This window comes from Vibrio xiamenensis (assembly GCF_900100015.1).
Classification (GTDB): Bacteria; Pseudomonadota; Gammaproteobacteria; order Enterobacterales; family Vibrionaceae; genus Vibrio; species Vibrio xiamenensis.
Genome location: NZ_FNDD01000016.1, coordinates 95,941 through 117,550, shown reverse-complemented (window position 1 = coordinate 117,550; position 21,610 = coordinate 95,941). Strand labels below are relative to the sequence as shown.

22 protein-coding genes are annotated in these 21,610 nt (G+C 39.6%); 17 read left to right on the top strand and 5 right to left on the bottom strand.

Annotated elements, in window-relative coordinates; all coding sequences use genetic code 11:
- Nucleotides 1-70: 70 nt before the first annotated feature.
- Nucleotides 71-949: a 2-keto-4-pentenoate hydratase gene (locus BLS03_RS14140; RefSeq protein ID WP_093275160.1), complete on the top strand. Its 879-nt coding sequence runs from the start codon at nt 71-73 to the stop codon at nt 947-949.
- Nucleotides 950-1,482: 533 nt separating this feature from the next.
- Here the strand turns inward: BLS03_RS14140 and BLS03_RS14135 are convergent.
- The 3 genes from BLS03_RS14135 to BLS03_RS14125 all read right to left on the bottom strand — a co-directional run bounded on the left by BLS03_RS14135 (nt 1,483) and on the right by BLS03_RS14125 (nt 3,471).
- Nucleotides 1,483-2,178: a hypothetical protein gene (locus BLS03_RS14135; protein ID WP_024701201.1), complete on the bottom strand. Its 696-nt coding sequence runs from the start codon at nt 2,176-2,178 to the stop codon at nt 1,483-1,485.
- Nucleotides 2,168-2,860 (bottom strand): MvdC/MvdD family ATP grasp protein, encoded by a 693-nt coding sequence (locus BLS03_RS14130; RefSeq protein WP_245696692.1) that lies wholly within the window; start codon nt 2,858-2,860, stop codon nt 2,168-2,170. The genes BLS03_RS14135 and BLS03_RS14130 overlap by 11 nt, the downstream gene beginning before the upstream one ends.
- A 257-nt stretch (nt 2,861-3,117) precedes the next feature.
- Complete coding sequence (locus BLS03_RS14125; protein ID WP_093275154.1) at nt 3,118-3,471, bottom strand: hypothetical protein; 354 nt, start codon at nt 3,469-3,471, stop codon at nt 3,118-3,120.
- A gap of 266 nt (nt 3,472-3,737) precedes the next feature.
- On the opposite strand from BLS03_RS14125, the gene BLS03_RS14120 reads away from it, so the two are divergent.
- From BLS03_RS14120 to BLS03_RS14100, 5 genes are all read left to right on the top strand, one after another.
- Complete coding sequence (locus tag BLS03_RS14120) at nt 3,738-4,412, top strand: cold-shock protein (protein WP_054868465.1); 675 nt, start codon at nt 3,738-3,740, stop codon at nt 4,410-4,412.
- Nucleotides 4,413-4,749: 337 nt separating this feature from the next.
- Nucleotides 4,750-6,162 carry a hypothetical protein gene (locus BLS03_RS14115; RefSeq protein WP_093275152.1) on the top strand — a complete coding sequence of 471 codons (1,413 nt, stop codon included), beginning with the start codon at nt 4,750-4,752 and terminating at the stop codon, nt 6,160-6,162.
- Between the two features lie 2 nt (nt 6,163-6,164).
- The gene (locus tag BLS03_RS14110; protein ID WP_093275148.1) at nt 6,165-6,461 is read left to right on the top strand and encodes a hypothetical protein; all 297 of its coding nucleotides are present in this window, start codon (nt 6,165-6,167) and stop codon (nt 6,459-6,461) included.
- Nucleotides 6,440-8,062 (top strand): conjugal transfer protein TraG N-terminal domain-containing protein, encoded by a 1,623-nt coding sequence (locus BLS03_RS14105; RefSeq protein WP_093275145.1) that lies wholly within the window; start codon nt 6,440-6,442, stop codon nt 8,060-8,062. The genes BLS03_RS14110 and BLS03_RS14105 overlap by 22 nt, the downstream gene beginning before the upstream one ends.
- Nucleotides 8,063-8,128: 66 nt before the next feature.
- On the top strand, nt 8,129-9,328 hold the full coding sequence (locus tag BLS03_RS14100; protein ID WP_093275142.1) for a phospholipase D family protein: 1,200 nt from the start codon (nt 8,129-8,131) through the stop codon (nt 9,326-9,328).
- Between the two features lie 183 nt (nt 9,329-9,511).
- Here BLS03_RS14100 and BLS03_RS14095 read toward each other — a convergent pair whose 3' ends face one another.
- On the bottom strand, nt 9,512-9,925 hold the full coding sequence (locus tag BLS03_RS14095; RefSeq protein ID WP_143015634.1) for a PD-(D/E)XK nuclease family protein: 414 nt from the start codon (nt 9,923-9,925) through the stop codon (nt 9,512-9,514).
- Nucleotides 9,926-10,616: 691 nt separating this feature from the next.
- Between BLS03_RS14095 and BLS03_RS14085 the strand changes: the two genes are divergently transcribed.
- The 6 genes from BLS03_RS14085 (at nt 10,617) to BLS03_RS14050 (ending at nt 14,832) form a co-directional block, all read left to right on the top strand.
- Complete coding sequence (locus BLS03_RS14085) at nt 10,617-10,964, top strand: hypothetical protein (protein WP_093275133.1); 348 nt, start codon at nt 10,617-10,619, stop codon at nt 10,962-10,964.
- 62 nt (nt 10,965-11,026) lie between these two features.
- Nucleotides 11,027-11,602, top strand: a complete 576-nt coding sequence (locus BLS03_RS14080; protein WP_143015633.1) for a hypothetical protein — start codon at nt 11,027-11,029, stop codon at nt 11,600-11,602.
- Nucleotides 11,603-11,645: 43 nt separating this feature from the next.
- Entirely contained in the window at nt 11,646-12,368 is a 723-nt protein-coding gene (locus BLS03_RS14075; RefSeq protein ID WP_093275128.1) for a hypothetical protein, read from the top strand.
- 47 nt (nt 12,369-12,415) lie between these two features.
- Nucleotides 12,416-12,664, top strand: coding sequence for a sulfurtransferase TusA family protein (locus BLS03_RS14070; protein WP_093275125.1), 249 nt, complete (start codon nt 12,416-12,418; stop codon nt 12,662-12,664).
- A gap of 333 nt (nt 12,665-12,997) precedes the next feature.
- Nucleotides 12,998-13,708, top strand: coding sequence for a thioredoxin fold domain-containing protein (locus BLS03_RS14060; RefSeq protein WP_093275118.1), 711 nt, complete (start codon nt 12,998-13,000; stop codon nt 13,706-13,708).
- A gap of 491 nt (nt 13,709-14,199) precedes the next feature.
- A complete protein-coding gene (locus BLS03_RS14050; protein ID WP_093275113.1) occupies nt 14,200-14,832 on the top strand; it encodes a hypothetical protein in 633 nt (210 codons plus the stop codon).
- Nucleotides 14,833-14,940: 108 nt separating this feature from the next.
- Here the strand turns inward: BLS03_RS14050 and BLS03_RS14045 are convergent, their stop codons facing one another.
- Nucleotides 14,941-16,047: a hypothetical protein gene (locus BLS03_RS14045; RefSeq protein ID WP_093275111.1), complete on the bottom strand. Its 1,107-nt coding sequence runs from the start codon at nt 16,045-16,047 to the stop codon at nt 14,941-14,943.
- 362 nt (nt 16,048-16,409) lie between these two features.
- Between BLS03_RS14045 and BLS03_RS14040 the strand changes: the two genes are divergently transcribed.
- The 5 genes from BLS03_RS14040 (at nt 16,410) to BLS03_RS14020 (ending at nt 21,608) form a co-directional block, all read left to right on the top strand.
- Nucleotides 16,410-17,048, top strand: a complete 639-nt coding sequence (locus BLS03_RS14040; protein WP_093275108.1) for a zinc-finger-containing protein — start codon at nt 16,410-16,412, stop codon at nt 17,046-17,048.
- Between the two features lie 25 nt (nt 17,049-17,073).
- A complete protein-coding gene (locus BLS03_RS14035) occupies nt 17,074-18,441 on the top strand; it encodes a toprim domain-containing protein (RefSeq protein ID WP_093275105.1) in 1,368 nt (455 codons plus the stop codon).
- A gap of 199 nt (nt 18,442-18,640) precedes the next feature.
- The gene (locus BLS03_RS14030) at nt 18,641-19,480 is read left to right on the top strand and encodes a hypothetical protein (protein WP_093275103.1); all 840 of its coding nucleotides are present in this window, start codon (nt 18,641-18,643) and stop codon (nt 19,478-19,480) included.
- Nucleotides 19,471-19,977, top strand: a complete 507-nt coding sequence (locus BLS03_RS14025) for a hypothetical protein (RefSeq protein ID WP_093275100.1) — start codon at nt 19,471-19,473, stop codon at nt 19,975-19,977. Before BLS03_RS14030 ends, BLS03_RS14025 begins: the two co-directional genes overlap by 10 nt.
- 194 nt (nt 19,978-20,171) lie before the next feature.
- Nucleotides 20,172-21,608, top strand: coding sequence for a hypothetical protein (locus BLS03_RS14020; RefSeq protein WP_093275097.1), 1,437 nt, complete (start codon nt 20,172-20,174; stop codon nt 21,606-21,608).
- Nucleotides 21,609-21,610 lie beyond the last annotated feature (2 nt).

Genomic DNA, 21,610 nt, shown 5'->3' with positions numbered 1-21,610 from the left:
GATTGATTTCAGGTCGTCTGCGTTTGGAATATACTTATATCAAATTTAGTGTTAGTTAGTCGGTAATTCTATGAAGAAACAAATGATTTTGGCATCTATATGCATTTTAATTTTTAATATCTCAAATGCGAATGAAGTTTTAGTTGGAAATCAGAAAAAACCATTTACCAAGTCACAGGCAGAGGAAGCCGCAAAACTACTTATTTCAGCGAGAAAGCAGAATGAACTTATTGAATTACCAAACATGGTAAAACCGAACACATTAGAAGAAGGTTATATAGTTCAAGACCAAATTATTAAAAATATTGGTATTCCTCTTATAGGCTGGAAAATTGCGATTACCAGTGACGATCTCATGAAAAAGGCTGGTGTTAGTGAGCCAGTTTCAGGACCACTATTCTCACAGTGGGCACATCCTGAACCCCAGACCATAAACAATGGTTCTCCAACACTGTACGGCTTTGAGTTTGAATTTGCTTTTAGAATGGCTGAAACACTACCGTCTCGACAAGAGCCTTATAGTAAAGAAGAGGTAAAAGCAGCAATCGGTAGCATGCATTTAGCGATAGAACCTGTTGGTACGCGATATACCCAAGGCCCGGTTAAATCTGGTTTACCTCAGTTTGCAGCAGATCATGGGGGTAACTTCGGTTTTGTTTATGGTCCTCCTATAAAAGATTGGCAAAATATAGAACTGGCAAATGTTATGGTAACCGGATATATGAATGATAAGAAAGTGGGTGAAAATTTAGGTAAGAACGTAATGGGAGATCCGCTCAATTCGATAACTTGGCTCGCGAATCATTTGCAAAAGCGAGGTTACGCTTTAAAAGCTGGTGAATGGGTGACGACAGGGGCTGTAGTTGGACCTGTACCGGCTGCGCCTCCAATAAAGGTTCGTGGTCATTTCGGTTCGCTTGGCAGTGTTCATGTAAATTTTGAGGATTAGGAAACGAATTTACAGTTGTAGATTTGATTCATTCACAAAAAGACCATCTGTTCAGTTTAAGTACGACCCCAAATTTGGGGATCGTGTTACGAAGACTACAAGCTTTTCCAATACTGAGTTGCACCACTTAGACTGAAAACTTCATCTAGCGAGCTTGCTATACCTGATCTAATTCATAAATTGCTAAATTAACAATTGCGCTGACACGGAAATGTCCATCTTCGATTCAGCTTGATCTGAGCTGAATCATTTGTGCCCCATTCGGTGTTAACGTAATTACTCAGTGGCAAATCAGCGGCATTGAAATCACCGTACTTTTGTTCATGTCTACCAACGGAAAGACAGTGACAGAAAACTCCCAAAAGCGAGCAACGGAAACCTCATAGAGAGCTTGAAGTTTACTGTGATAACAACTGCCATAACGACCAATAGTATTGATATAAGGCCCTCCTTATGTTAATGAAAAACAACGGTTCTCGCGGTTGTCTAAGGCTTTAAAATACGGTAGTCGGGGCGTAGCTCAAATTCGAAATTCAAACTAACTCTGATTTGATATTGAAAATATTAATAATGGGACTAAGTGAATCTTTGTTTGGTACATCTCCAACATCGCCAAATCCATATCCATAGAAAAAATATGAAATTGTTTGTATTAGTATTCCAGCAATCAACCAAAACATTGCGCTAGTTAATAATGCATGAGCCATCTTTACACAAGTAACAGTGTCATTAGTTAAATCGTAGTTTTTCCGCAAAGTACTCAACAATTTTTTCACTAATTGCAGTTGTAATGTTTTGGTGTTGTTATGCGTTATTAACTCTTTCCAGTTTAATAAGTGGAAAGGTGAAACTTTAAGTGCTTTGTGAGACCACATGACGCACCTAACCAATATAGTTAATGCCAACATGAATACTGCAATTGTGAGTAAATCTAATACACTTAAAAGATTAAATTTCACTGGTATTTTTAGTTTGATGACTACTGGAGCCAATGAGAGGAGTATTGTTATTAGTGCGATTGAAACAGCGATATATACACCAGCTTTACTATCTATGGTGGATCGTCTTGCCTGTTCCTGATCATACAATCGTCTAGACTCATCTAAGAGAATACCTGTTGCGTCATTAGTTGATAAACCAGTTATTAGGTCTAAATCTTTTTCAAGTAGTTCTCTTTTTATACTTTGAGAATCTTGCGAAAGCGTTGGCCAAAATAAGTCAAGATTCATAATTGTTCTCACTAATCTTCAGTAGTTCATCAACGATAGATGAAGCTATTGGTAACTTAGTTTGATTCTCAATCCAAGCCCACTGACCATTAGGATTGATCTCAAGAAACCAATAGTCCCCATCTAAGTCACACACCAAATCAATAGCACCGAATCTCAGGTTTAAGTCTCTGACTAAATTGATACATTTCATTTTGAGTTCATCTGGTATATCTATATGTTCGTGCAGCAGATCAATTCGCCCTCCTTGACGCCAATCAACCTTGGTTGCTTCTGATGTTTGTGACCAAATAGCAACAGGAAACACTTTGTTGCCAACTACAGTTACCCGAACATCATATTTTTTAGAGATTTCTTGTTGGTATATAGAGGGAGCAAAGGCTATTGACTCTTCATACTCAGGTGTAAGAGATGGTATCTGGCTAGTAAAAATAACACTTTCATTCTTTCCCTTTAGAAGTGCTTGTCTCAATGGCTTGGCTATGAGGCTTTCATTCGTCGTTCTTTCCATGACAGTAAAAACATCATTGGTAATGATACCTTGTGGTATCTGAAACCCAAGAGCATTAGCAGCAACAAGCTGTCTTGGTTTATCTTCAGCTAAGGCTATGTTAGTAGGAGAGCTTAGCCACTTGTTATCAAGCCTATAATAAATACTCTTTAGAAAAGATAACCATTCCATATTCAAGTATTCTAATTCTGCTTCAGATAATGTGGGATGGATAACTGTTGTAGGACTGGGTCTTCGAAAGTAAGCGGACGTGATCTGGTTACCTTTGATATCCCCAATTCTCCAATCATCTATGGAACTATAGCCAATGGAGCACTTGAACTCATTTAGTGTTTCCGTATTAAGCCTAATGTATGGAACGTTTCTGAATTTTAGTTCTCTGACAATATAGTCAGTAGTTAGGTCTCGTTTATTGGTTACCAAAAGAATCATGACATACCAAAACTGTAAGAGTTATCGTCGCTTTCTTGCATTATTTCAGTCTTAGTGAGTAATTCATTTAGATGACATAAACTAATATCATTATCATCACGTTCAACTTCGACTTTTGTTTTGGTTTGCATTTCAAGAGCATAGGATTGATCATCACTTTCAACTTGAACGTTTGTTTTGGTGATTAATTCAGGGCAATTTCTATCGACTAGATTGATAATTGGTGTCTTGGATTCGTCATCAACCCACATATGTTCGTCATCGCAGTAGTGCCCACCTAAGGCTGGTATATTGGAATGAACTCTTTCTGTAGCGTAATTAAGAATAAACGGCTTAGGGTCGTTGAGCATATGCATTCCTTTAGAGTATTTGCGAATAGTATATCTATGGCAGTACCACTAGGTTCTTATTGGTAAGTTAGCATGAAAGATGGTGCTCAGGCTATTTCTAAATCACTTTAGTAATGCGCTTGATGGAGCTTTGACTTGAGGACTTACTGTTAGACATTTTCCGAGTCTGCCAGAACCTAATTTAGTAATATAACTAACTCACTTCTATCCATTTATCTATTTTAATATCGACAGTAAATTCATTGTCAATTTAAAGGGTAATTATTATGCAACAACTTAAATTCGGTAAGATCAAAAACTACAAAGACGATCGTGGCTTCGGCTTCATCTTCTCCGAGTGCAAATTCACTCACGATGCAATCATGGGATCTAAAGAAGTGTTCTTTCACATCAAGCAGGCTAAGCAGTTTGAGTCCGTACTGAGGACGACTACGCCTAAAGAAGACCTATGCTTCTGGTTCACTACAGAGACTACTCGTAAAGGCGAGGCTGCTAAGCAGATGTGGAGCAAGCTATCCGAGGTCCCTCAAGATATTCGCGAAGATAACGCCAAGTTCATTAATCAAATAACGGAGAACATCAAGACCTATGAAACCGCCAGAGCAGAGAAACGTGCTCGTGAGGCTGTTCAGCAAGAGGCTCTTCGTAAAGCTCGGGAGACTCGTGATTCTGAACTGAACGCTCTGATTGTAGCTGCTCGTAGTCAAGGGTTCTCAACTAGCGGAGAGTTGTCAGCATGGATTCGCACTAATAAGCTGTGGACTAAATATCCGACACTAACAGGCGATTTGACGATGCACGATGGCAAGGATTCATGGAACTTTGGGGCAGCCATTGACCCTCAGTACTACAAGCAGGTTTGCCAAGCTTTAGGTCTACATAACGCAGGTTCTAACGCGAGAGCTGGAGCTTTCCGTTCCTATGCAAGTATGAAAAGTTAATGTAAGGAAGAACGCTAGACGATAGTAATAGCACAAACAAATAAGACAGTTGTTATTGTGATGTTAATCGCGTGGTTAAAGCAGTTGAACTGAACAGGCCAGCGCAACCTCTTTGAGCCTAGTGCCCCAACTCATTTATGTCCAAAACCTTGCTAGAGATTGATCAGATTTTATTGTCCTCCAATAGTGGGATTGAAAAGATTATATTCTCTATTGTTAAGTAGTTTCCTGGTTGTCATCTTCATATCGATGCCGCCTAACTTTCCCATCTCACTATGAGTCTCTAGCTCTCAGTCTGCTTATCATCCGGTAATCAGAACTGTATGAGAACGATAGAGTGAATAATCACAGAATCTTACCCTTATTAGTCGCTGCGACCTGCAGCGGCTGGTGGCTAGTTCCACATTCAGTAGCCACGCCTCTCGGTAGTACCGGTTTGTTTGGTACAGCACTGGAAAACGAGCAAACACTTCTTCAGCGGCTTGAATTAGAGATCGGCCAATCTTCGGGTACCCCTAACACTCGAACTGTGGTCAACAACCTGTTTCGTGAGCGTTGGACGGAGTTATTTCGGGTGAGTTTGGGGGGCGATTTAAGCTGCAGCAATTTCGATCCGATGGCGACTATCAAAAACAGCTTTAATGCATCCTCGGGGCGGGTTAAACGTACACTTGAATCTCTTCCTGATTCAATTCTTTCATCAATCGATCCTCTTTCACTTGGCGCCGCGGCGATTCAGCGTTCTAGCCCTCAAACATACGAAAGTATGATGAACGGGATAGGTATCGGTTTTGATGAGCACAACGTTGGCCATAGCTTTTGTAAAGCAGCTCAGCAGCAAATCCTAGATAAAGCGCCGCAGAGTTGGTACGACAATGTTGCCCAATCAGAGTCTATGACTGCTATAAACAAGTCTCTAAAGGCTGGTCAAAATATCAATATCACCGATGTTTTCGGCGAAGACAGCAGTACGTCCATAGATACAGGAAACGTAGGTATCAATACACCATCAGGGTACCGCGGCGGGTCAGGACAGGCACGATTTGAAAGAAACGATATTGCCGGGTGGGGATTTAGCCAGATTCAGTCTAGCTCTAACACACGATCGGTAAGGTCAACCACCGTTAACACGCGTTCGCCTAGAAAAATTAGCGAGTATTTCTCTACTAGTGACGACATCACAGAGTATCTAACGAACATCATTGGCAATGTGTCGATTGCTACCTGCGAAGATTGCCCTGAAATTGAATCAGTACCGGGCCTTGGAATTGACCAATACATTGCCGATACAGCTGGAGAGTATGAAGAGCTTCTTCATGATTTGGTCAGTAATAAAGAAATCAAAGATATTACCGAAAGTGATTTATATACCGTGTCTGTTTATCCCTACGTTTCTGTTAACGAGCTGATTATTAACTCCCTCCAAGTGGAAGAGCTCAGCACACGAACTCAATTGATCAGCAATTTGGCGTATGACCTCTCAGCTGCAGAACATACCCAGCGTATCCACTATGTAAAACAAGCTTTGATTGCTGGCCGCTCAACACCGCCTCTGAGTAAAAACGCCGGTGTCGATAAGGATGTCAGTGATCAGATCATGCTGCTCGACAACGAGCTGAATAAAATCTTGGAAACGAACTCTGTCAAAGCTGCGCTAAATAGTGGTACTCGCACAATTCTACAAAGACGCGCTATACAGAATCGCTATCGCGATACTTCACTTCCAACGACCGTTAATTTTGAGGATTGATTGTGAGTTTTGCTAATAGACCAATCATGGTTTTCTCGTTGGCTATCGCCGGCGCGTTATGGTGTTTCCACAAGGTATTGGGGCTAGATTTCATCTCAGTTGAGATGCATATCATTGCCTTGGTACTTATGGTGATCACCAGCATATTTGCGGTTTTTGGGGCCATCGACTTTAACACTGTTACGCCGCGTATGAAGAAAAGCTTAATTCGCATTTCGGTTTACTTTGCTGTTGTTGTTGTCGCGGTGCTCTGGACAATTTTGTCAGGGGAGGTGTCATGGTTGCAAACGATTTTGTAGAAATATTCACGCTTCCTTTTGGCTTCTACATCCAAAACCGATTCTTTGACCTTTTGTACTATACCGCCCTGTTATACGTGCCTTTTTTCTATGTATTACTGTCAACGATGGCCGAAGTGAAAGAAAAAGGGTTATCCGGGATAGAAGCGGTTGAGCAGGTACTATGCGTCATTGAATCGAAGTTCTTCAAAATGATGCTGGTTGTGATGGTGGCAATCGTCCCTTATACAGGGTTTGGCACTGCTACGCCTAAGTCCATCAATTATGAAAACTACAGCTGTAATGAGAAGTATCGACGCTCGTATGTAGCTGGAGACCCAAGTGGGCTAATGTCGGGAACGACCTTTACTCACAGTATTATTAGTCACGCGCCGCCGGCACAAGTGTTCATGAATGAAATATCGACTGGTGCGGTGAATGCTGTTATTTCCACAATCCCATGTGAAATTGGATATCGAGATGTGCAAAGGGCAGTAGATGGCGTCAAAGTAAAAGACCCGCGTTTGTCCAATTTGATCAAAGACTTCAACAATCAATGTTATGTACCGGCACTATCCAGTGTTTTAAATCAGGACAATATCGATCCATTGTCAGCTGATAAATCCTATTTGAAAGCCTTCTCGATAATATCGGAACCGATACTGACAGAGCTGTCGCGTGACGATATTAAGTACAACATGACATCGAGGAAGTCCAACTGGGAGGCGCTTAGTAATCAAGTCAACTTGTCCTCAAATGGGCGCAATATGGCTTGTATGGATGCCATCGTCGATATGGGCAAAGTTATGGTCGAGGATGATAACCTGAAGGCTTCACTGTATGTGGTTGGCGAACTCTACGATGGTATGAGTACCGAGTATGTTGAAAGTGTAAGAAATGGCAATAATCCAGGCATGAAAGCAATGGTTGAGAGTCTGGAACAAGCCGAACTTTTTGTAATCAATGCGGTTTTTAATAACACACTTCAAGAAACAGGGGTCTATAACGCGGGGAGATCGGAAAAAGATGGCTTTTCAATCACTGGGTGGGTAGGAGAGCTATTAGGTGCAATCGGTAATGCTTTTATGTGGCTCATTGGTGTTGCATCTGCTCAAGTGGCTCTAGATGTCATTCCTTGGATGATCAGCATTTTCCAAGCGGGTATTTATGCCTTCGGGATTATAGTGATTTACCTAAATGCGTATTCTGGTTCGTCTCTCTACAAGGTACTTGTTGCACCTCTTATTCTTGAGCTTCTGCTCATTGGTTTAGAGTTTGTGATTTGGATTGATAACGTTGTTCTTACGATCTTTATGTCTAAGACCAGTAGCCAAATGTGGAATGGTCAGTCGTACTACGGATTAAGCATCGCGACGATTTGTGCCTTCTTATACCTTTACTTTGTTAAGTGGTTATATAGCTGGTTGCATGCTGCAATTCTCGGTTCGCCAGCCGCCGGGGATATTTCCGGACATTCTGATAAAGCAGGGCAAGCTGGTGGTTTTGTAGGTGCGTCTATGATTGGCTCCGTCCTTAAATTTGGTGGAAAGAAGGCTATGGGCAAAGCAAAGGATAAGTGGAAACAAACTCGCGATGCTGCAGATACATTTTCTAAACGATAGTGGTGAGTATCGGAATTACAGCCCAAATCGAACACTTAACTTGATTACCAGTTTTAAGGATTAGCAATGCAAGTTTTAGCCAACACAAACGAAATTACTGCCCAGTTTAAAAGGTGCTGTAGCGAATACTCATCGCTCGATTTTGCCGTAGCATGGGCAGGCAACCCGGAATATGGGATTCCATTTGATGGATTGAATAAACTCAAGAACATAAATGCTACGGTTGGTATTGCGTTTCATCAAACTCACCCAGATGGCATCCAACGCTTATTAGACTTGGGGGCGAGTGTGAAAGTTGTCGAAAATGACGCTAATGGCACCTTTCATCCCAAGGTATTTTTATTTAGAAAGGGGCCGACTGCCTGTCTGATTATTGGCAGTAGTAACTTAACCCATAGCGGTTTCACTCGAAATACAGAGGTTTGTATATCATGTGAAACAAACAATGTGGATGATGATGAGCAATTCCAAAAGATATTGAAACAGCTAGTAGCCTGGCACACTGATAAGAATGCTTTCGAACCCGGCCAAGAATGGTTAACTCAATATCGCAAAAGCTATTCAATAACCCAAAATAAACAACGTAAGGTGGGCTTACGTTCACCTCAGTTTAAGGATAACCCGCAAGGTGTTTCTGAATGGTTACGTGATGCCAGTTGGGATGAATACTATCAAAGAATCGCTACAGTACTTGAGGAAAAGCCAAGAAGAGATAAGGGCTATAGACGAGTTCTTGATTCAGCCAAAGATTTGTTGCCGATGCCTTGGGTTAAAACTTACCTAAACGAACTTGAAACGCGAAAGTTAATTGGTGGTAGAGCGCCATATGGTTATCTTGGAAATACAACTTCTAGTGGCTATTTTGCAGGGCTACTTAACAGTGGTTCAGAGTCGCAACACGAGACCATTTTAACGGCCATTAATAAAATCGCGTCTCTGACAATGAGTGATCACGCTGATTGGGTGATACTTAGAAGAGAACTGAGTTCGTTGTTTGACCTAGGCTTTAAAATGAGTTGTTGGGGGCGCCTACTGTGTATTGCTCGTCCCGACTTATATTCTACGATGTCATCAAAATTGTTGAAAAAGAACTTGTCTAAAGCTGTTGGCCAACCTCAGTATAAATTCGACGAGGTGGAAGGCTATATCGAGTTCTTGAAGTTCATTTACTCTTCAAACTGGTTTAATTCAGACAAGCCGGTTGATGAGCACGAGCGATACATCTGGGAAAACAGAGTGGCATTGTTGGATGTGATATTTCAATAAGTCGTTTTGAACAAGCAAAGTTAACGAAAAGCCAGTCATTGAGACTGGCCTATTTTATGGTCTAACAATACCGATGTATGCGACGATTGGAAGTAATAGAGTCATTGTCCTGCCTTCGTCAATGATCCCCGTTAGGCCAAGACCAGCAACAATAAACAATAGCTTGTACGACATGATAGCTCCTTAGTTGAATGGTCTGCAGACTTCTTTATGTCTGCATGTTGAGCATTTAGATTTGCTTTTATTTTTCGCAGTAATTGACTTACCTGCCTTAATTGCCTGAGCAATGCGGATAAGTGGCTTGAGCTCACGATATATTTTGGCAGGCGTTCCGACTGGCACAGTTACTTCGTCGAACTTTGTTTTGATAGTGATGGCTTTAACGCGATTGAATCCTTTAGTTCCACTCATGGCTAAAACACCAGCCTTCGCTTGAACTATATCACTTGGTTGAACACCACTTCTGCGAGACTTTATCTCGACAATACGGTCTACGCTCGGGGTAACTTCATAAATAGCGTCAGGGGTCGCACCAACGCCATATTTATAGTTAATAAATTTGAACCCACGGGTTTTTCCTTCGTCTAGGAATTTCAAGTGGCCTCTGAATCTATACGGTGTCGATGGGTAACTACGGGACCTGATGAAGTTGTACAAAGATCTAAAAATGAACCCGACTAATAGTGTCGCGGTAATTGCCTTCAAAATAATCATAGGTACCTACTTGCTATATACATGAGTGCGACAATAACCAGTGCTAGCGCAGTAGCGATTAGACGGTTGAACGAAACAGGGCGGTAATCTTCCATTTTGCTGTTCATTTTGTCGTGGTATTCATTGCCTCGTTTTACAGCGTTACGAGACTCTGCATTTCCTACATAACCTTTCTGGTCGAGATATGCACAGTAGGGACAACGTTCGACTTGGCCAAGAAGTGAGGCAGAGATTATGGTTTTTTTATTTTTCATAGCGATGTACCTCTTTATAATAAAAGGTATGATATTTAATAAAAGGTATGAAATCAAGCGAATAAGGTTTTTTCTTGACAAGAAATTGAGTTTCAGTGATATTTGAGCCTCAAATTGATTGTTTAGACGCTTTTCCTGCAATCACCCTCTTGGGCGCGTCACTCTTCTTTCTGCTTACCTTAAGCAAATCCCAACTTACCGAACTAAAACTCGACTCAGTTGAAAACCCATCATGCGTTTATCGCAGAACTATGCCGTTATTGACTTTCTAATTGGCAAAATACTTATAGCTATATGCTGACTCATCTAAGGAAATAAATATGTTTATTATTACTCTTCAAACTATCTTTGTAGCAATTGCCGCACTCTTCATCATTAAATACTGTATTAAAGCAGCGGTTAAGGGGACAAAAGTCCTTGTTGATGTATTCATTTATCTAGGGGCACGTAGCTTAGGTATGTGTGATAAACAAGGGCGAGCTAAAGGCACTTATGCGGTTCACCGTAAAAGCGTTAAAGCCTATGAAATTGCAAAGAGTATCCAGCCTGGCCCTGTACGTAAAATTCCTCGTGTTGAATTGAAGGCACAAGCATCTAACGATGTTGATCTAACTACACCGACATACCTGCGTAATGGTTTGAAAATCAAACATGCTCGCATGGCTTGATCGCTAATCTCTTCATCCACAAAAAACCAAGACTCGTTCTTGGTTTTTTTTTAAAAGGAAAAATGATGCTAGGAAAAAAACTAGGCCAGAACGACTTCACCCTGACCGCGATCGTGTCCGCCATTGAATCAGACCACCTACTTGTCTCAGTCAACAACATTCACCTTAAGGTAAATGGATGCGAACTGGACGATGTAATGGTAGGAAGTAACGTCCTTATCAAATGTACTTATGACTACAAAGATAAACAGCCTGTCCTCGATGCCAACAGTTTTGAACTGTATGAAGGCAATGAAGATTTGGTTGGAAAAATCGAAGGTGTTGTAACGCAAGTTGATTACAAGGGAGACGAAAGTAATCCTTGGGCGAGTGTATTACTCACAACTAAATACAAGTCAAAATCGAGTGGCGATAACGTCACTTCCTCGATCGTCAAATTCAATATGAGTAAGTCCTCTCTCGATACTATCAATTTTGATATTCGAGAAGGTGATGTTCTTGGCGTGATGCTTCACAAAACCAACGTGGAAGAAAACCTAGTTCTAAAAGTGAATAAAGTTTTTAACCACATTCCAAAGCAAGTACTTGATTACTATAACAGTGCTGCTTATCGAAAAGACAGAGGCTTGGCTCTTTAAACTCATATCTTACATTCGTGAGAAAAACTATTTGGAGAATACTATGCATGCTGCAGTAGAACCTAACCTGCTCGATGTTGTTGACGATAAGTCTGAACTAATCGGCCAATCTATTTGGCGTGAGTACAAATTTGTCGGTGTCGTTGTCGATACCAATGAGGAAATAGGTACCTTGAAGTTAGACGATGGAAAAAGCGTTCTTGGCGACCATTTTCTGTGTGCTAACCAATGTGTTTCCTTTGAAGGTGCTTTGACTGAAAAGCATATGATGAGAGCCGCGCATAACATCCTTAGAAATGGATCTGATGTGTTAGGCACCTTTGTTGTACAAAAAATGAATGGGGTACCAGTTGAGTTTAAATGGACCTCTCCATTTCATATTGAATCGGATGTTTTTGGAAAAGCAACTTTAGAACAACCGTTCTGGCGTTACAGTGGTTATGAGCTACTAAGTTTTGTTGGTGTTGGTACTCAATACCCAGCGGCAATAAGAAATGCACACCTATCTGTGATCGACGCAGCAGCGACTTCGGAAAATCTAACCGGCTTAGAAATACTCAATGTAGTCAATGTAATCAAGAAATACCCGGAGTGGTTTTCCTTCTATTTACGTGAACTCGAGGTGATTGTCGCATCGTTACGAAGTGGTATATCTGCAGAAACAAAGCAAAAGGAAAACTTGGCTTATGCGAAGTATCTTCTTTCCGGAGTAAATATTCGCGCTAAAGCAATACTCAACCTAAAACCTACCCAACCAAACGAGTAAACAATTTCACCTTACTCTTATCTTTTACATACATCTAAGGAAACACTATGAATTCAATCAATCTGATTGGGGAACGCTGCCCTGATACCATGATGTTTATACGCATGGAAATTCGAAAGTTAATGAACGGTGCTGGCGGCCAGATAATTATTGAGTCGGACGATCCGGTGCTTGAAGAAAACCTTAATAAGTATGGTTTGGCTTCTGGGCTATTGATGAATTTTGGGAATAACTATTTCAAGCGCTCTGAGCAAATTTTCACAATAGAAGTTATTGGTGATGAAAATGGAAATTAACCTAAACATCTCAATGTACGGCCTACCAGATATAAAGTGTGTTCTGGCCGATGACACGGTGGACTACTTCGATGAGCTCACTACGCTTCAGTTTAGCGCGATAGCAGCAAATGCCCTTATTGCTTGTAAAGACAGTTTTAGTGCACGTTTACGAGTAAAGCGAGCTAATGATAACTATAAGTTAACGCTTAATTGTGCCATTCAGAAAAACAAAATATACATTAACTAATAAAAGCGTCCCGACCGGGACGTTTTTTTTTGGGCGGCAAAGATCGGCGGCTCCCGCGGTGGTGATACGATCTAAAAAACAAAGAGGGATACCGGGTAGTCAAAATGAGCAAAATTCTAAAGCGAGTAACTTTGGGCCTTATTCTTTTATCGTTTCCGGCCTTGAGCAGCACATTAACCAAGCCAGAAATTGAGTTGCTGAAACAGGCTCATATAGAGCCGAAAACAGTGTCAGAAGTCGCTGATAAACGCTATAAGCGCATTGAAGGCCGCATAAATAATCAGTCAGTTTCAGTATATTTGGACACCGAAAATCACTACATGATTCCGGGCGACCTTTACTTCATATCGCAAGAAGGAAATCTTGTTACCGAGAGAACTCACCGGTTAATGCAGAGTGTAAAAAATGAAAAATTGATTTCATATATAAGCCCGAAACAAGATCATGAAGTATGGGTTTTTGCAGACCATAGTTGTGGATACTGCCAAAAAATGCACTCACAAATTGATGACTACCTGGAGTTGGGGATTTCGGTTCATTACATACTCTGGCCAAGAGATGGCTTGTATGGGCAAAACGCCGGGCAGTTGTCTAATGCGCTTTGTGCGGAATCTCCAGTAAAGTCTTTCACTAAGCTGATGGCGGGCGTTCCTACTACAAGAACAGCAAACAATTGCCATGTTGATATTGCAAGGCAATTTCAAATTGGTAAAGAAATGGGAATCAATGGAACTCCATCGGTTTTGACCGGTGATGGACATATGATCGGTGGATATTTGAGCCCTGAGAATTTAAAAATAAAACTTGATAATTAAATGGTTTAAATCGTTATGTATACAGAATATCGCGAAATGCTAGCGCATAAAATTGCACACCTTCGTCTAGATCACGAAGAGCAAATGGTTGAGTTTGAACTACACAATGTCTGTGATCTTGGCCGTGACACACTGGACAGCACAGAGCGGTCTCGAGCGCGTCAAATGACGTTAAGTCGTATAAGACGAATAGAGACACAAATTCAAAGCTATTCTAATGCTATCCAACGCATAGAAAATGACCATTATGGAATTTGTAAATTCTGTCGAGAAAGTATTGAACTTGAGCGACTAAAGTCACACCCAGAAGTAATGACTTGTGCTGAATGTGCACAATATAAAAACTGAGTTTTGACGGTTAAACAAAGCTGATAGAATATTCAATCTAAATTAGTGTTAAGACGCATATTTGCACTAACTATTCTTTGAACTGAATAGGCGTCATTTACTTCAAGAGCATCGTCTCATTTTACTACATCTAAGGAAAAACTATGTCTAAGTTAGAAGCTTATGCTGACCAGTACGCGCAAAATCCCAAATTACTATCTGTCTACGGACACTTGTGTTCTTACTCCATCGAAACTTGCAGAAGTTATGCCTTTTATAAGTGTTTGTATAAAACACATCAGAATGGTCACTGGGTCGAGTTAGAGTTGGATAGAAATGAAATATCTCTCTTTGTTCCGCCCGAAAAAGAGCACCAAAACATTAAAGCTCATTTATCGGAAACTTATTCTGAATATGAGACATTGGAAATGCAGCTGCCTTTAGCACAACAGGCCTTGGATTCTCAATTAAATAAACTAGTTGGTGTCGGTTTTAACTGTGATTGGGTTGCCCATTCGGCACCTTCCTGTGGCTACTGGGGAACAGTGGCGTATGTGCATCACAAGTTAAAGAAAATAGTGTTTATGAGTTCAGATGAACTCGGACGCGCTTTAGGGAAACCTATCCACGTACAAAATGGTTATTTTCAGTGTGGTGATGAAACCAAGGGTACAAAGAATACTTTCTCCAAAACGTATTTTGGTTTTGCCAAGCGGAACGAAACTCTTACGGATCTAGCTGAGAGTATTATTCAATACCATAGTCTAGAGTCGCACTACCGTGAAAAACAACTTTAACCTATGATAAAAGCCTGCATTAATGCAGGCTTTTTTTTGTGTTGAACGCTGAAGTGTTGTTACCTTAGATTAGGTGTATGAGGTCTGCCTATCTCTGTGGCCAAAGAGCTAGTCATTCACAATAAGCGCATTTGGGAATGAGTTGGTAGAACTTGCAAGTGCTGGGTTGTCCAGACGAATTTCATTTAAAGTATGACGAAATTCGGCAAGTAAAGAATTATCACTAGTGTGTATTTTGACTGCTAATGCTGGTGGGTTCTCTTTAGCTGCAATAGCGATTACATTTTGGTTTATGGGCTCTAAATGTTCATTTACATTCAATATGTATTGTGAAATTTCTTCCGCCAATAATTCAAGTGTCTGTAAATTCTCAGCTTCGGTAGAGAAAACACCAAATGAATTTTGAAAATCGGTATATGGCCGACTCAAACCTCCTGTTCTAAATGCAAGTAATTCTATAAATGCGGCTTTATTGTAAATGATGCCATCAAGATTACGATATTGGCCTACTTGTTTTGTCTCAATCCGTCCAAGCTCGTAATCACCGGTTTCGTATCCAAAGCGGAACGGTCCGACAATATCAATGTTGGCAGTGAATGAAATGTCGCAAACTCTATAAGTCACACCGGCATGTTCATGTAAGTGTGATTCTGCTGATACTTTTAAATTACCAATACACAAATTCCCTCTAGATAGGGCCGGGTTATGACTCTGAAGTAAACCGGCTTGAGTCCTGAGATCAGATTCTATTATGTCTAGATATTCGTGTTCAGGAACATCCTGAGGTGATAGCGGTGTTTCTTCCGCGGGACCAAGACAAAACCGACCAATTTGGTAAGTTACGCCGTTTGTACCGCTGCTACTTATCGATACGGCTCTTATACTCGGCATAAAACCAGTAATTTCAAAACCGCCTTCCACTGAGTCGGCTTTGTATCCAAGCTGCTCAATTACTTTTGTAATGTCTACTGAAGACGAATTAGCTAACGCTTTGGTGGCCTCCTTTCCAGTTACTGGAAAGCAAAGGGCTATGCCATTTGAAATATGAGATGGGAACGCCCAGTTCGAAAATTGGAACTCATGAAGACCTATTAGCTTTGATAAGTTGGACAATACAGCAGAGACGGTCCCACATTTAGGTGTTGGTAATGGGTCATTACTGACGGAATTCAAACATAATTGCAAAACGTAGTATTGGGAATCAACAATATCCATGTGAGTTTAACCGATGATAAAACAATGAAATCAGTAAACATCCAAAAGCATTGTATTTGTATGAGGTGAGGAAAAATATAGGAGGCATCTTTTAACGCACTATAACTAACTGAATCGTGTCGTGTGTTAAACTCTAGTCATGCACAGTAGTGAAGTGAATCAATAAACAACCGTATTGCTGTGCAACTGAGAGCTTATTGATTGACTGATTTATGATTCTTTTCGATAATGGAGTTTCTACAGTAATCGTCGGCGCGATTCGGATTACAGCCTTTAATGGTGCGCCATATCACTTCAAAGCATTTCATTGCATTTCTGATCTAGCTGCATAGCGGCATTTTACTCTATCTAAGGAAATTACCATGCAACACAACGAGCGTGCATTTACTGCATTCATACGTAAAAAATTTATTGAACAATTGAAACGAAGTAAAATCAACGATGTTTCGCTTGATAAATACGTAGAAACGGCCAAGTGGATTTTTGAACTGGCTAATACACAACACTTTCATTTTCTTCCAAAAGACCTCCATTCCATCGTAACAAACCAGAAATACCCATTAATTCAATATCGTGCGGAAGCCGAGTATATCTCTGTGCTAATGCTTGATATCAAAAATGGTGTACCTAGTAAAAAATCTGCGGGTGTACCTGTAGCCTGTCCTTGTTGTGGAGATTTTTGCACATTAACTGCAAGTCACTACAACACGGAGAGAAACTATAAATGGGTATATTACTGCGAACGATGTGAATATTCGGTCAATGCACATGCTGGTGATTTATGGCCAGCTGGCGTACCAGCATCAGTCGAAATAAGGAAATTGCGCAGTGATCTGACTCTTGAAGTTGAACATACAGCAAGGCGTCTCGGGATGTCTAAGCGTACTGTGCTTCATAAAGTATCACATAAATTGAAACTGTTTACTCCAGTTGCCAACATTTGCAATGTGGGGTGCAGAAAGCAATATAACGATTTCGATATGACATTAAAAAGCCTATAAAGAGTCACACATACAAGGAACATTTATGAAGTTAGAACAATGGTTTAAGAACAACACCTGGGACGATTATTTCGCTAAGTTTGAAGAAAAATGCAAAGGTAGATACGAAGAAATATTCGACCGTTGTGGCGGGAGTTTAATGATTGAATCATTGAACACTGGAGGAAATTCACCAAAACCGGTTGGATGCCCGAACCACCATGGAAAGACTAACAGTAACTATGTTGCGAAAGTAAAATTTAAAGGTGTTAGTCGTCCGTTCAATGATTATGCTATTGGTTGTTGTAATACCTGTGGTACCAAATCTGGAATATTTCATCTTCGATGGCTCCGTGGAGATTCGAAGATGAAGGAAACACTCAATGCAATCCGGATCGGAATGGGATGGAGTTGGGGTTACATACTAGATGAACCACTACTAGATAAGGAAATGACAGCTAAGGAACGTGAAGCTTTCTTACTAAAGGAAAACACACGTAAAGAATTAGCTGAACAACAACGCCGACAAAGGGAAGAAGAAGCTAAGAAAAAGGATCTGCAAAGGGCAAATTTTATACAAGCCAAAAACAGAGAATTATTCGATACTTGTTTACCCTTAAATCATCCGAACTCATTACCTGCTGTCAAATACTTCCTATCAAGAGGGATTGATGTTCTAACAATGCCTGAACTAACTAGGCATATTAGATTCAGTCCAGGTTATGAGGTTTTTGCCAGTGGTGTGAAATATGATGGTTTGTACATGAGCATTGTTTCTAAGATCATCAATGGCGCCGGTGAACTTCTATATTGGCATAGGATTGTAATTGATGAGCATGGAAACAAGATGAAGCCACATACTGTGGTCAATAATGAAAAGGTATTTGGTCCATCTAAAATAAAAGGAAGTGCAATCCCTGGGTTAGACAATTCCAATCGTGGTATCAAACCTTTCAAACCATTTTTGGTACAAGGTGTCTCTGAAGGACTAGAAGTTGCCCTATCTGTACGATATATGACTGGTTTACCGGTTGATAGTGCGACAGACGCGGTAAGCATGGAAAATTGGTTGCCACAAGACGGGGTCAAAGTAGTACTAATTTTTGAAGACTACGACAGGCCAAACGACCAACATCCAAACGATGGAGGCCGCGGCGCTGCTGCTGGTGAAAATCTTTGTGAGAAACTTCTAGAAAAAGGCATATTACCAATACGGTTATCACCACCTTTTGAGATCCCTCAAAATAGTAAAAGCGTCGATTGGAATGATGTTATTGCGAACTTCGGATCACATGAGCTACCAAAATCTGTTAAGGAATGGAAGCAACTAGAAGAAGATATTGCGCAATTGGAACTTTTCGATATAAACGCATTAAATTATTTGAATGATAAATACGAGTTTAATATTGCATAAAAATACCCCGTTCGCGGGGTATTTATAAGCGATTATTCATAGGCTATAGCAAATTAGACAATAACAATTTTTCCTAAAAGGCATATATGTTCATTATTGCCTAAACTAACCCACTCGTTATAAATCTCACTTACAAGGTTAATCCTTGCATACCAAGACTATATTGGTCACTTATATACAATATCTAAGGAAATGTATTATGGAATTTAATAAGATCAAAAATCAATTTTGCCGTTCGGCTTTACCTCAATTGAAAGAAAAGTACGGTGAAGAAAAAGTTAACTTTTATATGGGGAACGCAACTCTCTACTGCTTTGATGGGTATATTTTAGAACAGCAAGCACAAAAAGAATTTGAATATTATATTTCTCATAGGGAGATGATATTAGAATATTTAGATGGGCATGCTGAGATAACTGGATTCAATAAAGTATTTTTTATTGAAAATGGAAGATTAGAATGTGCGTACTACTGCAGTGATAAATATGTCCAATCAAATAAACATTTGGCTTTGTGTTCTGGTATGCCGTATGTCTTTTTCAATAGTGACAATACTGTTTCATCTACATCTTCAAGCGGTAGTTACTTTTACATTGAAAATGAAATGCCTGTTAAACATGGCAAGCTATCTTCCAAGTATTGGCATTTCGGTGCTAAGGGATGTGGCGCACATCAAGGGCTCTACGGGACAATAGTTAGCGATGTATATTTGCACAGTTCAGCTAGTTTAGAGAATGTTATCAACATATCTAATACATTGATAGCTAACCTATGGTTAAGTGTCGAAGGCAAAGAACATGTGTTCGATTACATTAACAATAATTTCTCACAAGATGAGTGCGAACTTATGCTAAGAGAATTAGAGTTAGGAAAATCATTGTCATCTAATTGGTTATCAATACTTAAACAAGCGGAGTTTTTTAATACTATTCCTCATTACACCAGACTAGATTTATGTAGGACATTGGAAATTAATGAAAGGACATTAGAAAATATTCCACTATATTTTGCTACATCAAAGGAAATAGAATGGTTATAACTCGAAAAATTGAGTCAATGCTGAATAGATACTTTAAAGAAAATAAGGTAATTGCTGAAAATAAAAGTTTGTCACAACTTGAAAACTTCTTAAAGAAAACTTTTGGTGTTGAATCCGCAATACTACTATCTGATTGCTATTTTTGGCTAGAAGTTAGTTCGTATCAAGAGGTGCTCAGGGTGACTATGGAATTAAAAAACATTGGTTACAGAAATATAAGAGCGACGAAGGATGATGAACTAGATGAACTATATTACATTAAAGTAAAAACCAAAACCTGCTCATATTCAGAAAGTAAAATGTATCGAAGAATAAAACCTTCACTGGGTAGTTTTGATGATTCTATTGTAGATGTAACCAGCAGTGATGAAGTGTGTTGGGTTACACTTGATAGTGAGTCAAGATTAAAAGCTTTAACTACCAAAATTAGCTCATTGGGCTATAGTGTCAAAAGAGTTTATGATTCTTTAGTAACATATACAATAATTGTACATTAATAACATAAAGGGACCTTAGGTCCCTTTTTTGTTGAAGAGAATAATCCAACCCATTTGGTTGCATAAAGGAAAGTGTGAGATTTCTCACTACGTTAACCTACCTTTTATTAAAAGTTGCACCTATTATTATTGACTTGAGAGTGAATTAGACTAGAATAGAGACTTACTATTTACCTCTATCTAAGGAAAAAAACATGAAAACTCTCGCTATTATCAGTATTAAAAAGAGCTCCTTCACAAGCGTTTACATCAGTTACGGTGATAACGTCTTCTATCAAAACATCAAACCAAGCAGTTCAAAGGCTCCTTATTTAAGCGAAGAGGCTTATGCCGAATATTCTGTGTTGCGGTTGTTGTTGCCATCAATGGAAAAAGGCGAAAACCTCACGATTATGACTGGCTATCGTCAAGATGTAGAAGAAATGATTGCTCAACATTCTGAAATCCAAGTTGAACCAATTTGGCAAACGTGGAACTATGAAACCGATAATTTACCAATCAGTATTGAATCCGCAAAGCCGCTTAAAATTAGTGGCCTAGAAACTATTGAGTCGCAACCTTACGCATTTACTAACCTTGGTGTTGTTGTATTAACCAATCGTGCGATATCAACAGCACTCGAATACCATGATGGTTTGATGAATGCTAACGATCTTAAACACTATCTATCTGCGAATTTGCTTGAGTTTACATCTGCTGATAAATCGTTTGTTAAATGTGGAGAACTTGCATTTCTTCTAGATCAAACTGAAACTGCAGGTGGTACACAAAATGTGTTAGTTTATGCATTTGAAAATAAGAAGGATAAAGCGTCTGAACAATTGCCAATAAAATATAAAGGTGAAAAGTTTTGGATGCAGAAAACTACATATACAGCATTACTTAATTACTTTGAAAATATAAATACTGATATTGTTTTGGAACGAGCACCGTTCGCTTTCACATCGTTATTCGATAATGCGCAAGCTGAGATAAATAAGGGAAAGATAGAGTTCGGTATTTGCAATTTAGTTCTGAATATATCGGAATCAAACGAGATTTATAGTGATACGCTAAATAATTATATTGATCGTACACCTGATTGGGCAAATCCTGTTTTGATTGATGAAACAGAACTATCGGTAACTAAGTCATTTATACATACCTTTTCTAAATGGGCCAAATGCGATTTTTGTACAGCCAGTAAAAGTATACCTAACCTTTTAGCTCAAATTAAGGAACAAGGTTTGACGCACTCACCAAGCAACGCGCAACAATTGTTTACTCCCTTAAATGACAAAACTAATATAATAATCAAGAATGTAGGCGAACGCCTAATTGCTGTGGGATTAAAATCAAGCGTTGAAAAAGAACTTATTTTAAATAATCAATATTTAACAATTTCCATTAACAAGGAAAAATGTGCTGACGCACTGCGGTTCTTCAAAAAATTCACAAAAACTAGCACTGACTTAGAGTTACAAGAAGTCTTTAAAAAGTCGAATATTGTGTTTTCAATGTTCGAGCAAAATACAGTAAAGCGTGGAATGATTAAGGTAACGATGGAAGAGTACAACGTTGACTTATTCATTGGTATACCGAAAAACAAAAATGCAAATCTGTCCTTACTGTTTGTTAAAAAAGGAAAATAAGT

Bases quoted from the DNA above. Each gene is read 5' to 3' on its own strand.
- BLS03_RS14140 (WP_093275160.1), top strand. From the start codon at position 71: ATGAAGAAACAAATGATTTTGGCATCTATATGCATTTTAATTTTTAAT.
- BLS03_RS14050 (WP_093275113.1), top strand. From the start codon at position 14,200: ATGTCTAAGTTAGAAGCTTATGCTGACCAGTACGCGCAAAATCCCAAA.
- BLS03_RS14125 (WP_093275154.1), bottom strand. From the start codon at position 3,471: ATGCTCAACGACCCTAAGCCGTTTATTCTTAATTACGCTACAGAAAGA.
- BLS03_RS14085 (WP_093275133.1), top strand. From the start codon at position 10,617: ATGTTTATTATTACTCTTCAAACTATCTTTGTAGCAATTGCCGCACTC.
- BLS03_RS14130 (WP_245696692.1), bottom strand. From the start codon at position 2,860: ATGGAATGGTTATCTTTTCTAAAGAGTATTTATTATAGGCTTGATAAC.
- BLS03_RS14075 (WP_093275128.1), top strand. From the start codon at position 11,646: ATGCATGCTGCAGTAGAACCTAACCTGCTCGATGTTGTTGACGATAAG.
- BLS03_RS14035 (WP_093275105.1), top strand. From the start codon at position 17,074: ATGAAGTTAGAACAATGGTTTAAGAACAACACCTGGGACGATTATTTC.
- BLS03_RS14100 (WP_093275142.1), top strand. From the start codon at position 8,129: ATGCAAGTTTTAGCCAACACAAACGAAATTACTGCCCAGTTTAAAAGG.
- BLS03_RS14105 (WP_093275145.1), top strand. From the start codon at position 6,440: ATGGTTGCAAACGATTTTGTAGAAATATTCACGCTTCCTTTTGGCTTC.
- BLS03_RS14045 (WP_093275111.1), bottom strand. From the start codon at position 16,047: ATGGATATTGTTGATTCCCAATACTACGTTTTGCAATTATGTTTGAAT.
- BLS03_RS14040 (WP_093275108.1), top strand. From the start codon at position 16,410: ATGCAACACAACGAGCGTGCATTTACTGCATTCATACGTAAAAAATTT.
- BLS03_RS14025 (WP_093275100.1), top strand. From the start codon at position 19,471: ATGGTTATAACTCGAAAAATTGAGTCAATGCTGAATAGATACTTTAAA.
- BLS03_RS14060 (WP_093275118.1), top strand. From the start codon at position 12,998: ATGAGCAAAATTCTAAAGCGAGTAACTTTGGGCCTTATTCTTTTATCG.
- BLS03_RS14120 (WP_054868465.1), top strand. From the start codon at position 3,738: ATGCAACAACTTAAATTCGGTAAGATCAAAAACTACAAAGACGATCGT.
- BLS03_RS14020 (WP_093275097.1), top strand. From the start codon at position 20,172: ATGAAAACTCTCGCTATTATCAGTATTAAAAAGAGCTCCTTCACAAGC.
- BLS03_RS14135 (WP_024701201.1), bottom strand. From the start codon at position 2,178: ATGAATCTTGACTTATTTTGGCCAACGCTTTCGCAAGATTCTCAAAGT.
- BLS03_RS14070 (WP_093275125.1), top strand. From the start codon at position 12,416: ATGAATTCAATCAATCTGATTGGGGAACGCTGCCCTGATACCATGATG.
- BLS03_RS14030 (WP_093275103.1), top strand. From the start codon at position 18,641: ATGGAATTTAATAAGATCAAAAATCAATTTTGCCGTTCGGCTTTACCT.
- BLS03_RS14080 (WP_143015633.1), top strand. From the start codon at position 11,027: ATGATGCTAGGAAAAAAACTAGGCCAGAACGACTTCACCCTGACCGCG.